The organism is Streptomyces sp. NPDC050485, from assembly GCF_044458185.1.
Lineage (GTDB): Bacteria > Actinomycetota > Actinomycetes > Streptomycetales > Streptomycetaceae > Streptomyces.
Genome location: NZ_JBITHR010000020.1, coordinates 66,287 through 79,489 on the forward strand (window position 1 = coordinate 66,287; position 13,203 = coordinate 79,489).

Consider the following 13,203-nt stretch of genomic DNA (forward strand, 5'->3'; position numbering starts at 1 on the left):
ACAGCGGTTGCTCGGCACGGCCCGGCGGACGGGGGGCAAGACGGGGGTCGTACTCCTCTCCCCCATGGGTCAGAATGACCTCCGTGCCTTTCCTGTTGCTGATCGAGGACGACGACGCCATCCGCACGGCCCTCGAACTCTCCCTGTCCCGTCAGGGCCACCGTGTGGCCACCGCGGCGACGGGAGAGGACGGCCTGAAGCTGCTGCGCGAGCAGCGGCCCGACCTGATCGTGCTGGATGTGATGCTGCCCGGGATCGACGGCTTCGAGGTGTGCCGCCGGATCCGGCGCACCGACCAGCTGCCGATCATCTTGCTGACCGCGCGCAACGACGACATCGACGTGGTGGTCGGGCTGGAGTCCGGCGCCGACGACTATGTGGTCAAGCCGGTCCAGGGGCGGGTCCTCGACGCCCGGATCCGGGCCGTCCTGAGGCGCGGTGAACGCGAGTCCACCGACTCGGCGGCGTTCGGCAACGTGGTGATCGACCGGGCCGCGATGACCGTCACCAAGAACGGCGAGGACCTCCAACTCACCCCCACCGAGCTGCGGTTGCTCCTCGAACTGAGCCGTCGGCCCGGACAGGCGCTGTCCCGCCAGCAGTTGCTGCGCCTGGTCTGGGAGCACGACTACCTCGGCGACTCCCGCCTCGTCGACGCCTGCGTGCAGCGGCTGCGGGCCAAGGTCGAGGACGTGCCGTCGTCCCCGACGCTGATCCGTACGGTCCGCGGCGTCGGCTACCGCCTGGACACCCCCTCGTGAACCTGCCGCACCACCCCGATCAGTGGCACGACTCCGGTAAGCAGGACATGTGAAGCGAGCTACCCTCGCCGGTCTGCGCTGGACCAGTCTGCGGCTGCGGCTCGTCGTCGTGTTCGCGCTCGTCGCGCTGACCGCGGCCGTCTCCGCCTCCGGCATCGCGTACTGGCTCAACCGCGAGGCGGTACTGGTCCGTACGCAGGACTCGGCGCTCAACGACTTCCGCCAGGGCATGCAGAGCCGGGCCGCCGCGCTGCCCCTGCAGCCGACCGAGCGCGATCTCCAGGTGTCCGCCAAGCAGATGGCCGACAGCAGCAACTCCCGTTACAACGTGCTGCTCCTGGACGAGCGCGCCCCCGGCAAGCCGATCGTGGGGGCCTCCAACGTGGACGGGTTCACGCTGGACGACGTGCCCAAGACGCTGCAGGACGCGGTCACCAAGAAGCAGAAGGTCACCGAGACCAACGCCTACCCGTACCACCTGTTCTGGCAGCGGATCACCCTGCACGGCCACCCGTATCTGGTCGGCGGCACGAAGGTCATCGGGGCCGGTCCCACCGGGTACATGCTGGCCCCGCTCGACCAGGAGCGGCGCGATCTCAACTCGCTCGCCTGGTCGCTCGGCATCGCCACCTTCCTCGCGCTGCTCGCCTCCGCGCTGCTCGCGCAGGGGGCCGCCACCACCGTGCTGCGGCCGGTGCAGCGGCTCGGGGACGCGGCCCGCCGGCTCGGCGAGGGCAAGCTCGACACCCGCCTGCGGGTCTCCGGCACGGACGAACTCGCCGAACTTTCAAGGACGTTCAACCGGACCGCCGAGGCCCTGGAGAAGAAGCTCACCGACATGAGCGCGCGCGAGGAGGCGAGCCGCCGGTTCGTCGCCGACATGTCGCACGAGCTGCGCACCCCGCTGACCGCGCTCACCGCCGTCGCCGAGGTCCTGGACGAGGAGGAGGACAGCCTCGACCCGATGATCGCGCCCGCCGTGAAGCTCGTGGTCTCCGAGACCCGGCGGCTGAACGTCCTGGTCGAGAACCTGATGGAGGTCACCCGCTTCGACGCGGGCACCGCCCGCCTGGTCCTGGACGACGTGGACATCGCCGACCAGATCACCGCGTGCATCGACACCCGGGCCTGGCTGGACGCCGTCGACCTGGACGCCGAGCGCGGCATCATGGCCCGCGTCGACCCGCGCCGCCTGGACGTCGTCCTCGCCAACCTGATCGGCAACGCCCTCAAGCACGGCGGCTCCCCGGTGCGGGTCTCGGTCCGCGTGGCGGGCGACGAGCTGGTGATCTCGGTACGCGACCACGGGCCCGGCATCCCCGAGGACGTACTCCCGCACGTCTTCGACCGGTTCTACAAGGCCAGCGCCTCCCGCCCGCGCTCGGAGGGCAGCGGGCTCGGCCTGTCCATCGCGATGGAGAACGCGCACATCCACGGCGGCGACATCACCGCCGCCAACTCCCCCGAAGGCGGCGCCGTGTTCGTGCTGCGGCTGCCACTGGACGCCACCCCGCCCGCCGACACCGAGACGCCGGAAGGAGGCGCGGCGCAGTGAGAGGACGACTTCGCCGACCAGCCGCCGCGCTGGCCGGGCTGCTCGCGCTGGGCGCCGCCGCCACGGGCTGCGGCATCCGGCCCACCTCGGTCCCGGTCGACGCGGGCCCGGCCCCGTCCCGGGTGCCGTGCACGGTGCCGGCCAATGCGGTCTCCCCGCAGTTCGAGGGCGTCACCGTGCAGGTCTACCTGGTGTGCGGCGCCCAGCTGGTCACCGCCCAGCGGTCGGTGCGGACCCCGCAGACCCAGGGCGCGGCCGACCGGGTGCGGTTCGCGCAGGCGCTGCTCGACGAGCTCAGCGCCAAGCCGTCGGGCGACGAGAAGGACGCCGGGTACACCACGGAGGTGCCGGCGCCGCTCACCGTCATGGTCGCCCGCGCGGGCGACCCGGCGGGCACCCTACGGCTGAGCCGCAACCCGCAGGACCTCTCGGCCCTCGCGCTCTCGCAGGTGGTGTGCACCTACGCGGACAACGCCCCGGCCGCGCCCGGCAGCGACCAGGTCGTGCTCGGCGGCCCCGGCGAGGACCCGGCCCGCGGCTACACCTGCACGGCCGAGATGAAGTCCCGCCCGGGCAACGTGCCGACCCTCGGCGAGATCCCGTCGCCCGGGCGGTCCTGAGGTTCTGAGGTCCAGAGGTCCTCAAGGAGGCGATGGCCGGGCTCCGGCCACGGCTGCGGGCCCGGCCTTCGGGTGCGTACGGATTCACCCGTGTGCGGCGGAACCGATTCCGCCGCGGCCCGCGTCTTGGGTGGCGTGCAGCAGCGTCATGGTCAAGACGGCAGCGCCGTCATCCGGTTCCGCGTGGTGGGATTCGTTCTCCTCCTCGCGCATCTGCTGCTCGTGGCGTGGACCTCGCTGCGGCCACGCGACGTGATGTGGGTGACGGCCGCCAATCTGACGCCGCTCGCCGGCATCAAGGCCGACCTCGCGCTCGGCCCGCTGGCGGCCGCCCACCAGATCGGCGAGGGCCTGCTGCTGCTCGCCCCGCTCGGGGTGCTGCTCCCGCTCGCGGGCGGCCGACTCCACGTATCCCCGCTCGCCTCGCTCGTCCGCACCGTGCTGGCCGGGGCGCTGATCTCGCTCGGCATCGCCCTGCTGCAGACGGCCGTGCCGGGCCAGGTCCCCGATGTGGACTCGCTGCTCCTGAACACCACCGGCGTCGCGCTCGCGCACCTCGCGGTGGTACCGGCGGGCCGGGGCCTGCTCCGCCGCAGGAACCAGCGCGAAAGGCCCGCCCCCGTCCTTCGGGAGGAGACTCCCCAGGGGCGGACCCCGACGATTCCCAGGGTCGGGATCGCACCGTAGTCCGACGCTTCGACCGCATCCGAGCGGGGAGTATGGAGACATCGCGAGGGGGCCCACCAAGGAGCGGCTCCCCCACTTCAGCTCCCGAAGGAGCCTTCCATGAGCGCCCCCCTCATCCGCCCCACCGAAGGCCGCAGGCTCGGCGGGGTGTGCGCAGCGCTCGCACGGCGCTTCGGCATCTCCGCGACGACGATGCGCGTGATCTTCGTGCTCTCGTGTCTGCTTCCGGGACCGCAGTTCCTGCTCTACCTGGCCCTGTGGGCGCTGATTCCGGCGGAGAAGTCCGCGAGCACCGCCTGGTAGCCGGTCCCTCCCGTGGTCAGTCGCGAACCGTGCGGGCCAGCTTGTCCAGTTGTTTGTCGGCGATCTCGTGCGGCACGGCCACCGTGGGCGGCGCCTTGGCGGACAGGTTGATCGCCATGAACCGCACGATGGTCGCGCCCCGGCGCACCACGACGATGTGCACGGGGGCCGGTGCCCCTTGGGTGAGCGCCCGCGCCGTCCAGCTGACGGACTCGCCGCGCTTCACCTCGTACGCCGTCGCACGCACCTCGGAGTACGTGGCTCGGTGGCCGTCGAGGACGGTGGTGAAGCCGGTGGCGCAGCGGGCCAGGGCCGCCTTCAGCTCGGTGATCAGGTGCCGCGCGTCGGCCGCCGCGTACGCGGAGAGCGAGGCGGAGACCGCGAGGCCGGGCACCGTCCGCGAGCCGAGGCCCCGGCTGACGGTCTCGCGGGCGTGGCCGTCGGGCCGGTCGCCCATGACCTCCGCGAGCGGCGCACAGGCGGCTCGGTCGGCTCTCGGGGTGCCGTCGGAGTCGTCGGGCGAGGGGTCGGCGGAGACCTGGTAGCCGGGTACGTCGCCCGCTTCGAGGGCCGCCCGCCGGAGCGCGGTCGGCGCGCGGGCCGCGGCGCTGGTCGATGCGGCGGGGACGTCCGGACCGCCACAGGCCGTGGCGGCGAGCAGCGCGGGGAGCGTGAGCACCGCCGCGATGCCGGACGCCTTCGCACGCATGATCAAAACCCTACTCACACGGCGCCGGGGCGCACACCCGGCTCACGGGTGTGCGCCCCGGCAGGGCGCGAGGTGCGGTCAGCCGGTGAGGCCGCCGCCTGCGATGTTGTTCGCCACCGGGCCGGTGGGCAGTCCGCCGAGCAGTCCGGCGACCGGGTCGGAGCTGTTGCCGGCCTTCTGGTGCTGGCCGACCAGCGACTCCTTCTTCTGGCCCGCAAGCGACTCCTTCTGGTGCTGGCCGGCCAGTGAGTCCTTTTGGTGCTGGCTGGCCAGCGAGTCCTTCTGGTGCTGGCCGTTCAGCGAGTGGTGAGTGGCCGCGGGCAGCGCCTTTGCGACGGTGCCGAGCGGGGTGGCAGTGGCCACGCCGGACAGCGTCCCCAGGTGCGGGAGCGCGGGGGCGGCGGAGGCCGCCCCGCCGGCAGCGGCGGCGAAAGCGGCACCGAGGGCAATGACACCGAGCGTCTTGGCAGACTGCTTCATCAGAGATTTATCCTTGGGGTGGGAAAACGAGCGCCTGTGCAAGCTAGTCAGCCGACCGCTCGGCCCGCAAATACGCGAACACGGCCGGGAGTTCACGCTCCCGGCCGTGTTCACATTCCTAAGATCAGCCGTCTGCTACCGAAGAACCGCTGGTCGTGGCGGTCTGCTGGAACAGCCATTCGGACTTCAGCTCGGCATAACCGGGCTTGATCACGTCATTGATCATGGCCAGTCGTTCATCGAAAGGAATGAATGCTGATTTCATCGCATTGACGGTGAACCACTGCAGGTCGTCCAGCGAGTAGCCGAACGCGTCCGTCAGGTGCTCGAATTCCTGGCTCATGCTGGTGCCCGACATCAGCCGGTTGTCGGTGTTGACGGTGGTCCGGAAGTGCAGCCTGCGCAGCAGCCCGATGGGGTGGTCGGCGTACGAACTGGCCGCCCCGGTCTGGAGGTTCGAGGTCGGGCACATCTCCAGCGGGATCCGCTTGTCGCGTACGTACGAGGCGAGCCGGCCGAGCTTCACACTGCCGTCGTCGGCGACCTCGATGTCGTCGATGATGCGCACGCCGTGGCCGAGCCGGTCGGCGCCGCACCACTGGAGCGCCTGCCAGATCGACGGCAGGCCGAAGGCCTCGCCCGCGTGGATGGTGAAGTGGTTGTTCTCGCGCTTGAGGTACTCGAAGGCGTCGAGGTGCCGGGTGGGCGGGAAGCCCGCCTCGGCGCCCGCGATGTCGAAGCCGACCACGCCCGAGTCCCGGTAGGAGTTGGCGAGTTCGGCGATCTCCAGGGCCCGGGCGGCGTGCCGCATCGCGGTGAGCAGCGCGCCCACCCGGATGCGGTGGCCGTTCTCGCGGGCCCGCCGCTCGCCTTCGCGGAAGCCCGCGTTGACGGCCTCGACGACCTCTTCGAGGGTGAGCCCCTGCTCCAGGTGCTGCTCGGGCGCGTACCGCACCTCGGCGTAGACGACGCCGTCCTCGGCGAGGTCCTCGGCGCACTCGGCGGCGACGCGGAACAGCGCGTCGCGGGTCTGCATGACGGCGCAGGTGTGCGCGAACGTCTCCAAGTACCGTTCCAGCGAACCGGAGTCGGCGGCCTCCCGGAACCAGATGCCGAGCTTGTCGGCCTCGGCCTCGGGCAGATCGGTGTACCCCGTCTGGGCGGCGATGTCGATGATGGTCCCGGGACGCAGACCCCCGTCGAGGTGGTCGTGGAGCAGCACCTTCGGGGCACGGCTGATCTGATCCGGGGTGGGTACGGATGCGGTCTGGCTCGTCATCTGCGCACTCTAGCCCCTACGCGCGTAGATCACCGGGAGTGCGAACCCCGTCGATACGTAACAGTGACCGTGCAGACGGGTGGAGTACACCTCGGCTTCTGAGACTGTTCTGCCATGGCACAGCAAGCGATTCCCCTGCCTGCTGCCCGGCTGGGACGGGCCGTCGGTGCGAGTGGCGCCGGCGCGACGGTCAGCGGTGTGGTCCTCGTGCTCCCGGACGGCGATCCCGTCTCGGCACGCCGGCCTTCCCCCTTCGCGTACGCGGCCGCGCTGCCGCTGGCCCGCAGGCTGGCCAGGGACGGCCGCGCGGACGGCCTGGTCGCGCACGCCGTGCACTACCGGGGCCGGGGCTGGAACGACGGCGAGGCGCGGCTCGCGGCGGACGCCGAATGGGCCGCGGACGAGGTCGTACGCCGCTACGGGGACGTCCCGGTGTGCCTGGCCGGGCACGGCATGGGCGGTCGCGCGGCGCTGCGCGCGGCGGGCCATCCGGCGGTCAACTCGGTGCTCGCGCTTGCGCCTTGGGTCCCCGAATACGATGTGGCGGCCGAATCGGAGCCGGTGAAGCAGCTGGTGGGCCGGCGCGTGATGATCGTGCACGGCACCAATGACGCGCGCAGCGACCCGGAGCTGTCCTACCGCCTCGCCGAGCGCGCCAAGAAGGCCAACCGGGACACCTGCCGCTTCGAGGTCCACTCGGACGGCCACTCGATGCGCCAGCACCGGCCCGAAGTCCACGCGCTGGCCGTGGACTTCGTGTTCGGCACGCTGTTCTCGCGCCCGTACTCCCGCCCGGTCACGGACGCCTTCGCGGCGCCGCCACCGCTGGGGCTGCGGATGCCGCTGGCCGCCGGGTTCGGCAAGTCCCTGCACAAGTAAGCGAGTTACTCGGTGGTCAGCTTTCCGCGCCGGGACAGCAGGAAGGCCTTGAAGGCGGCCACCGGCGGGGTGTCGAGGTGGCCGTCCAGCCAGGCGAGGCCGATCTCACGCACCGCGCGCGGGGCGGTCACGGTCAGCTCCACGACGCCCGGCCGGGCCACCGCGGGCGGCGGGAGCAGCGCCACGCCGAGACCGGCCGCGACCAGGCCGCGCAGCGTCTCGGCCTCCTCGCCCTCGAAGGCGACGCGCGGCGCGAACCCGGCCTCGGCGCACAGGTCGTCGGTGATGCGGCGCAGCCCGTAGCCGGATTCCAGGGTCACGAAGGTCTCGTCGGCCGCCTCGGCGAGCCGGACTCGCTTGCGGACCGCGAGCCGGTGGTCGTCGGGGACCACCAGCCGCAGCCGCTGCTCGTCGAGCCGCCGGGCCACCAGGTCGGGCGCGTCCGGTACCGGCGAGGTCAGGCACAGGTCCAGCTCGCCCGCCCGCAGCCGCTCGATCATCGCCTCGCCGTAGTTCTGTACGAGGGTGAAGCGGATACCGGGATGGTCGGCCCGGAAGGCGCGGATGAGGCCCGGCACGGTCTCGGAGCCCATGGTGTGCAGGAAGCCGAAGGCGACCTTGCCGGTGCCCGGGTCGGCGTCCGCGCGCACCGACTCGGCGGCCCGCCCGACCTCCGCGAGCGCCCGCTCGGCGGAGCCGAGGAAGGTGCGGCCCGCGGTGGTCAGCGAGACGGTGCGGCCCTTGCGTACGAACAGGGCGACACCCAGGTCCTCTTCGAGCCGGACCATGGCGCGCGAGAGGGTCGACTGGGGCACGCCGAGTTCCTGGGCGGCGCGGGTGACGTGCTCGTGCCGGGCCACCGCGGCGAAGTGGGCGAGCCGTGGCGCAAGTGCCACGACCATGTCTTCTTCGTAACTGTTCAATGACACGCACACCCCTGACCTCGCCTTATGCGCTGATGGATCGATTGTGGCCCATCCACGCATTGGACGCATAAATACCGGCGGGCCTACGGTCGTTGCATGCCTCCCGCCAGTACCGGGGCGTCCACCACCGTGGCCGCCTCGACCCAGCCGTCCTCCCGCCAGCTCACCCCGGGCGCCCCCGGCTACCGCCGGATGAGCTTCGCGCTCTTCGCCGCCGGTGTCGCCACCTTCGCGCTCCTCTACTCCACCCAGGCCCTGCTGCCGCTGATCTCCGCCGACCTCGGGGCCACGGCGAGCGCGGCGAGCTGGACGGTGTCGGCGGCGACCGGCGCACTGGCCCTGTTCGTGCTGCCGCTCAGCGCGCTGTCCGAGCGGTTCGGGCGCACCCGGATGATGACGGTCTCGCTGGCGATCGCGGTCGCGCTGGGCCTCCTGGTGCCGTTCGCGCCGAACGTGGGCTGGCTGGTGGCGCTGCGTGCGCTCCAGGGCGCGGCGATCGCGGGTCTGCCCGCCTCGGCGATGGCCTACCTCGCGGAGGAAGTGAAGCCGAAGGCGCTGGTCGCGGCGATCGGCCTGTTCGTCGCGGGCAATGCGATCGGCGGCATGAGCGGGCGCATCCTGACCGGCTGGGTGGCCCAGGCCTGGGGCTGGCGGGCGGCCCTGCTCGCGGTGGGCGCGCTGGCCGCGGTGTGCGCGGTGATCTTCCGCCTGCTGCTGCCCAAGGCCCGCAATTTCACGCCGGGTTCACTCAACCCGCGCGCCCTGGCCCGCACCGTGCGCGGCCACCTCGCCGACCCGCTCCTGGTACGGCTCTACGGCATCGGCGCCCTGTTCATGACGGTGTTCGGCGCGGTGTACACGGTGATCGGCTACCGCCTCACCGCGGCACCCTTCCACCTGCCGCAGGGCCTGATCGGCTCGATCTTCCTGGTCTACCTGGTCGGTACGGTCTCCTCCGCCGCGGCCGGAAAGCTGGTGGCCCGGGTGGGCCGGCGCGGCGCCCTGTACCTGGCGGTCTCGACCACGGCGGCGGGTCTGCTGCTGTCCCTTGCCGACTCCCTGCCGGCCATCCTGGCGGGCCTGGTCCTGATCACGGCGGGCTTCTTCGCGGGCCACGCGGTCGCGTCCTCCTCGGTGAGCCACACCGCCAAGCAGGGCCGCGCCCAGGCGTCCGCGCTCTACCAGTCCGCCTACTACCTGGGCTCCAGCGCGGGCGGCACGCTCGGCGCGGTCGCCTTCCACGCGGCGGGCTGGCCCGCCACGGTGCTGCTCGGCATCCTCGCGGTCCTGGGCGTCGTGTCGATCACCCTGTACGGCTCGCACGCGGCCCGCGCCGAACGGCGCACCCACCGCCTGCACCTGGCGCACGCCCGCCCCTGAGCTGCGCCTTCGTCGGCAGACGCGCGATTGTCAGTGGGGTCCGGTAGCTTCCGAAGTGCTGGGACCACAAGGCGCGACATGGGGTGGACCGATGAGTGAACTGGCAGCGGCGGCGGACCTGGACGTACGCCTCGAAGGACACCGCAGGGAGCTGACCGGGTACTGCTACCGGATGCTCGGCTCGGCCTTCGAGGCGGAGGACGCGGTGCAGGACACGCTGGTGCGGGCGTGGCGCAGCATCGACAAGTTCGAGGGCCGCTCCTCGCTGCGCTCGTGGCTGTACCGCATCGCGACCAATGTGTGCCTGGACATGCTGAACGCGGGGAACAAACGGGCCAGGCCGATGGACCTGACGGCGGCGACGCCGGTCGCACAGGCCCAGCTCAACTCCCGCCCGGAAGTGACCTGGTTGGAGCCGGTGCCGGACGGGCGGGTGCTGCCGACGGTCGAGGACCCGGCGGAGGCGGCGCTGGCCCGGGAGTCGGTGCGGCTCGCGTTCGTCGCGGCGCTCCAGCACCTGCCGCCCAAACAGCGGGCGGTGCTCATCCTGCGCGAGGTGCTGGCGTGGAAGGCCGCGGAGGTCGCCGAGCTGCTCGACACCTCGGTCGCCTCGGTCAACTCGGCCCTCCAGCGGGCCCGTTCGACACTGGCCGAGTCGGAGCCGAAGGAGACGGACCCGGCCGACCCGCTCGACGAGGAGCAGCAGAAGCTCCTGGAGCGGTATGTGGCGGCCTTCGAGGGCTACGACATGACGGCGCTGACCGCCCTGCTCCACGAGGACGCCACGCTGTCCATGCCGCCGTACGACCTGTGGCTGCGCGGCCACGACGACATCGTGGGCTGGATGCTGGGCGTCGGCGAGGTCTGCCGCGGCTCCCGTCTGCTGCCGACGGTGGCCAACGGCACGCCCGCCTTCGCGCACTACCACCCGGACCACGAGAACGGCGGCTTCACGCCCTGGGCGCTGATGGTGATCGAGACGAGCGGCGGCAAGGTCTCGGGCATCTGCTCGTTCCTGGACACGGAACGCTGGTTCCCCCTCTTCGACCTGCCGCCCAGGCTGGACGAGGAGGGCCAGCCGGTCCCGACGACGTAGGGTGCGCGCCTTTGGGGCCGCGGGCCCGGCTGCCTTTACGGGGGCTGCGGGCCCAGTTACCTCAGGGGCGCGGGGAACTGCGCGACCAGCTTCCCCCAAGCTCTCAACTTCGTTCGAGCAGGGGGGACCCCCATCAACCCGCACCCGACCGACGGCCCGAGCCGCCCCCGCGCTAAGTCGCTCAGTCGCTCAGTCGAGCCCGAGCCCCGCCAGCTCAAGCAGAGCCGCAACGCCAGCCCCGGCATTACGCACGCGCAAACGGCCCCCCGCCCGCCGGGCGGTGAGCCGCAACCGAGCCACCGCCTCGACGGCGGCAAGGTCGGCCCGGGTCAGCGCGGCGAGGTCACACACGACCTCCTCGACCCCGCCCCCGTACAGCGCGCGCAGCCGCTCGCACAGGAGCGGCACATCGGCGAAGGTGACGGGGGCGGAAACGACGAGGACTGCGGGCTCGGCGGGATCGGTGGCTTCCACACCGATGAGACCGCGAGATGGCGCGGAACTCATCGGTGAAGGGTGCGGCGTCGACTAGAGGACGGGGAAGATCCCCGTGTCGACCTCCAGGTCGAAGGGGGCGGGCAGAGTCAGCTTCCCGCCGTATTCGACCAGGTCAAGCACGCGGTACGTGCCTTGCTCGGGTTTGCCGTAGAGCGTCGCGATCGGCGTGCTCACCCACGCGTCGAGCAACAAGTACAGAGGAACCCCGGCCTTGGCGTAGCCATGGGTCTTGGTCACCCTGTCGTGCTTGGCGTTGCTCTCGGAGGTGATCTCCACCACGAGCTCAGCGTCCTCGGCAGCGGTGCGGCCATCCGGCCCCTGACGCAGCCGTGATCGCGGCATCACCGCGAGGTCGGGCATGTACAGGCCCACGCTCTGCGGGACGACGAGGCCCAGCGTCTGGTAGATGCCCCAGTCTTCCGGGATCACGCTGTAGAGCCGACGCTGTAGCAGCTCAGCTGTGTCGTTGTGCTCTTCGGACGGCGGTGGTGACACGGTGACGATCCCCTCGATGATCTCCACCTTGCAGCCCTCGGGCCAATCCATCTCCTCCCAGAGACGGACGAGGTCGTCCCAGCCCTGGCCGGGCTCGTGGCCAACCGTGAGTGCGCTCATGGCGGTCTCCCTGCGTCGGTTCGTCACGACTCCAGCATGCCGAACGGGACCGGCGGAGGTCCACCGGTCCCGTTCACCCGTACGAGGTTGCTCTCTCCGTAAGCCCAGGTCAGGCGATACGTTCCAGCACGATCGGGTTCGCGGTGAAGGCCGAGCCGGGCGCGGCGATGTCGTACGCGCCCTCCAACGACTTCAGCGCGTACTCGAACTTCTCCGGGGTGTCCGTGTGCAGGGTCAGCAGCGGCTGGCCCGCGGTCACGGTGTCGCCGGGCTTGGCGTGCAGTTCGACGCCCGCGCCGGCCTGCACCGGGTCCTCCTTGCGGGCGCGGCCCGCGCCCAGGCGCCAGGCGGCCACGCCGACACCGTACGCGTCCAGGCGGGTCAGGACGCCCGAGGAGGGGGCGGTGACCACGTGCCGCTCGCGGGCGACCGGCAGCGTCGCGTCCGGGTCGCCGCCCTGGGCCGCGATCATCCGGCGCCACACGTCCATCGCCGAGCCGTCCGCGAGAGCCTTCGCGGGGTCGGCGTCCTTGATGCCCGCCGCGTCCAGCATCTCGCGGGCCAGCGCGATAGTGAGCTCGACGACGTCGGAGGGGCCGCCGCCCGCCAACACCTCGACGGATTCGCGGACTTCGAGGGCGTTGCCCGCGGTGAGGCCGATCGGGGTGGACATGTCGGTGAGCAGCGCCACCGTCTTCACGCCGCTGTCGGTGCCCAACGCGACCATGGTGGAGGCGAGTTCACGGGCGTCCTCGATGTTCTTCATGAAGGCGCCGGAGCCGACCTTCACGTCCAGGACCAGGGAGCCCGTGCCCTCGGCGATCTTCTTCGACATGATCGAAGAGGCGATCAGCGGGATCGCCTCGACCGTGCCGGTCACGTCGCGCAGCGCGTAGAGCTTCTTGTCGGCGGGGGCCAGGCCGTCGCCCGCCGCGCAGATGACCGCGCCGGTGGTGTCCAGGACGTGCAGCATCTCCTCGTTGGAGAGCAGCGCGCGCCAGCCGGGGATGGACTCCAGCTTGTCCAGGGTGCCGCCGGTGTGGCCGAGGCCCCGGCCGGAGAGCTGCGGCACGGCCGCGCCGCAGGCCGCGACCAGCGGAGCGAGCGGCAGGGTGATCTTGTCGCCGACGCCGCCGGTGGAGTGCTTGTCGGCGGTGGGGCGCGACAGCGCGTCGAAGTTCATGCGCTCGCCGGAGGCGATCATGGCCGCGGTCCAGCGGGCGATCTCGGTGCGGTTCATGCCGTTGAGGAGGATCGCCATGGCGAGGGCGGACATCTGCTCGTCGGCGACCTCGCCGCGCGTGTACGCGTCGATGACCCAGTCGATCTGCTCGGGAGACAGCTCGCCCCGGTCTCGCTTGGTGCGGATGACGGAGATGACGTCCATGGGCATTCCTTCCGGCTTGGTGCACGTT

General features: G+C 71.6%; 15 protein-coding genes. 8 read left to right on the top strand and 7 right to left on the bottom strand.

Annotated elements, in window-relative coordinates; translation table 11 throughout:
- Positions 1-83 precede the first annotated feature (83 nt).
- The 5 genes from afsQ1 to ACIBK6_RS31830 all read left to right on the top strand — a co-directional run bounded on the left by afsQ1 (position 84) and on the right by ACIBK6_RS31830 (position 3,926).
- Complete coding sequence (afsQ1, locus tag ACIBK6_RS31810; protein ID WP_189962928.1) at positions 84-761, top strand: two-component system response regulator AfsQ1; 678 nt, start codon at positions 84-86, stop codon at positions 759-761.
- Between the two features lie 49 nt (positions 762-810).
- Positions 811-2,316 (top strand): sensor histidine kinase, encoded by a 1,506-nt coding sequence (locus tag ACIBK6_RS31815; protein ID WP_399055054.1) that lies wholly within the window; start codon positions 811-813, stop codon positions 2,314-2,316.
- Positions 2,313-2,936, top strand: coding sequence for a hypothetical protein (locus tag ACIBK6_RS31820; RefSeq protein WP_399055056.1), 624 nt, complete (start codon positions 2,313-2,315; stop codon positions 2,934-2,936). The genes ACIBK6_RS31815 and ACIBK6_RS31820 overlap by 4 nt, the downstream gene beginning before the upstream one ends.
- 183 nt (positions 2,937-3,119) lie before the next feature.
- Entirely contained in the window at positions 3,120-3,623 is a 504-nt protein-coding gene (locus ACIBK6_RS31825) for a VanZ family protein (protein WP_399055191.1), read from the top strand.
- Positions 3,624-3,722: 99 nt separating this feature from the next.
- Positions 3,723-3,926, top strand: coding sequence for a PspC domain-containing protein (locus ACIBK6_RS31830; protein WP_399055058.1), 204 nt, complete (start codon positions 3,723-3,725; stop codon positions 3,924-3,926).
- Between the two features lie 16 nt (positions 3,927-3,942).
- Here the strand turns inward: ACIBK6_RS31830 and ACIBK6_RS31835 are convergent, their stop codons facing one another.
- The 3 genes from ACIBK6_RS31835 to ACIBK6_RS31845 form a co-directional block, all read right to left on the bottom strand.
- Positions 3,943-4,635, bottom strand: a complete 693-nt coding sequence (locus ACIBK6_RS31835) for a hypothetical protein (protein ID WP_399055060.1) — start codon at positions 4,633-4,635, stop codon at positions 3,943-3,945.
- A gap of 78 nt (positions 4,636-4,713) precedes the next feature.
- On the bottom strand, positions 4,714-5,115 hold the full coding sequence (locus ACIBK6_RS31840) for an ATP-binding protein (RefSeq protein WP_399055062.1): 402 nt from the start codon (positions 5,113-5,115) through the stop codon (positions 4,714-4,716).
- A gap of 124 nt (positions 5,116-5,239) precedes the next feature.
- Positions 5,240-6,394, bottom strand: coding sequence for an adenosine deaminase (locus ACIBK6_RS31845; RefSeq protein WP_399055064.1), 1,155 nt, complete (start codon positions 6,392-6,394; stop codon positions 5,240-5,242).
- A gap of 114 nt (positions 6,395-6,508) precedes the next feature.
- On the opposite strand from ACIBK6_RS31845, the gene ACIBK6_RS31850 reads away from it, so the two are divergent.
- Positions 6,509-7,273 (top strand): alpha/beta hydrolase, encoded by a 765-nt coding sequence (locus ACIBK6_RS31850; protein ID WP_399055066.1) that lies wholly within the window; start codon positions 6,509-6,511, stop codon positions 7,271-7,273.
- 5 nt (positions 7,274-7,278) lie between these two features.
- Here ACIBK6_RS31850 and ACIBK6_RS31855 read toward each other — a convergent pair whose 3' ends face one another.
- Positions 7,279-8,175 carry a LysR family transcriptional regulator gene (locus tag ACIBK6_RS31855; protein WP_399055068.1) on the bottom strand — a complete coding sequence of 299 codons (897 nt, stop codon included), beginning with the start codon at positions 8,173-8,175 and terminating at the stop codon, positions 7,279-7,281.
- Positions 8,176-8,295: 120 nt separating this feature from the next.
- Here ACIBK6_RS31855 and ACIBK6_RS31860 point away from each other — a divergent pair, with 120 nt between their 5' ends.
- Both ACIBK6_RS31860 and ACIBK6_RS31865 read left to right on the top strand, forming a co-directional pair.
- A complete protein-coding gene (locus ACIBK6_RS31860; protein ID WP_399055070.1) occupies positions 8,296-9,579 on the top strand; it encodes an MFS transporter in 1,284 nt (427 codons plus the stop codon).
- A gap of 91 nt (positions 9,580-9,670) precedes the next feature.
- Positions 9,671-10,675, top strand: a complete 1,005-nt coding sequence (locus ACIBK6_RS31865) for a sigma-70 family RNA polymerase sigma factor (protein WP_399055072.1) — start codon at positions 9,671-9,673, stop codon at positions 10,673-10,675.
- 189 nt (positions 10,676-10,864) lie between these two features.
- On the opposite strand, the gene ACIBK6_RS31870 is transcribed toward ACIBK6_RS31865, so the two are convergent.
- From ACIBK6_RS31870 to ACIBK6_RS31880, 3 genes are all read right to left on the bottom strand, one after another.
- Positions 10,865-11,182 (bottom strand): lipid asymmetry maintenance protein MlaB, encoded by a 318-nt coding sequence (locus tag ACIBK6_RS31870; RefSeq protein ID WP_399055074.1) that lies wholly within the window; start codon positions 11,180-11,182, stop codon positions 10,865-10,867.
- Positions 11,183-11,203: 21 nt separating this feature from the next.
- Positions 11,204-11,788 carry a Uma2 family endonuclease gene (locus tag ACIBK6_RS31875; RefSeq protein WP_399055076.1) on the bottom strand — a complete coding sequence of 195 codons (585 nt, stop codon included), beginning with the start codon at positions 11,786-11,788 and terminating at the stop codon, positions 11,204-11,206.
- Between the two features lie 109 nt (positions 11,789-11,897).
- Positions 11,898-13,175 carry a thymidine phosphorylase gene (locus ACIBK6_RS31880; RefSeq protein WP_399055078.1) on the bottom strand — a complete coding sequence of 426 codons (1,278 nt, stop codon included), beginning with the start codon at positions 13,173-13,175 and terminating at the stop codon, positions 11,898-11,900.
- Positions 13,176-13,203: the final 28 nt, after the last annotated feature.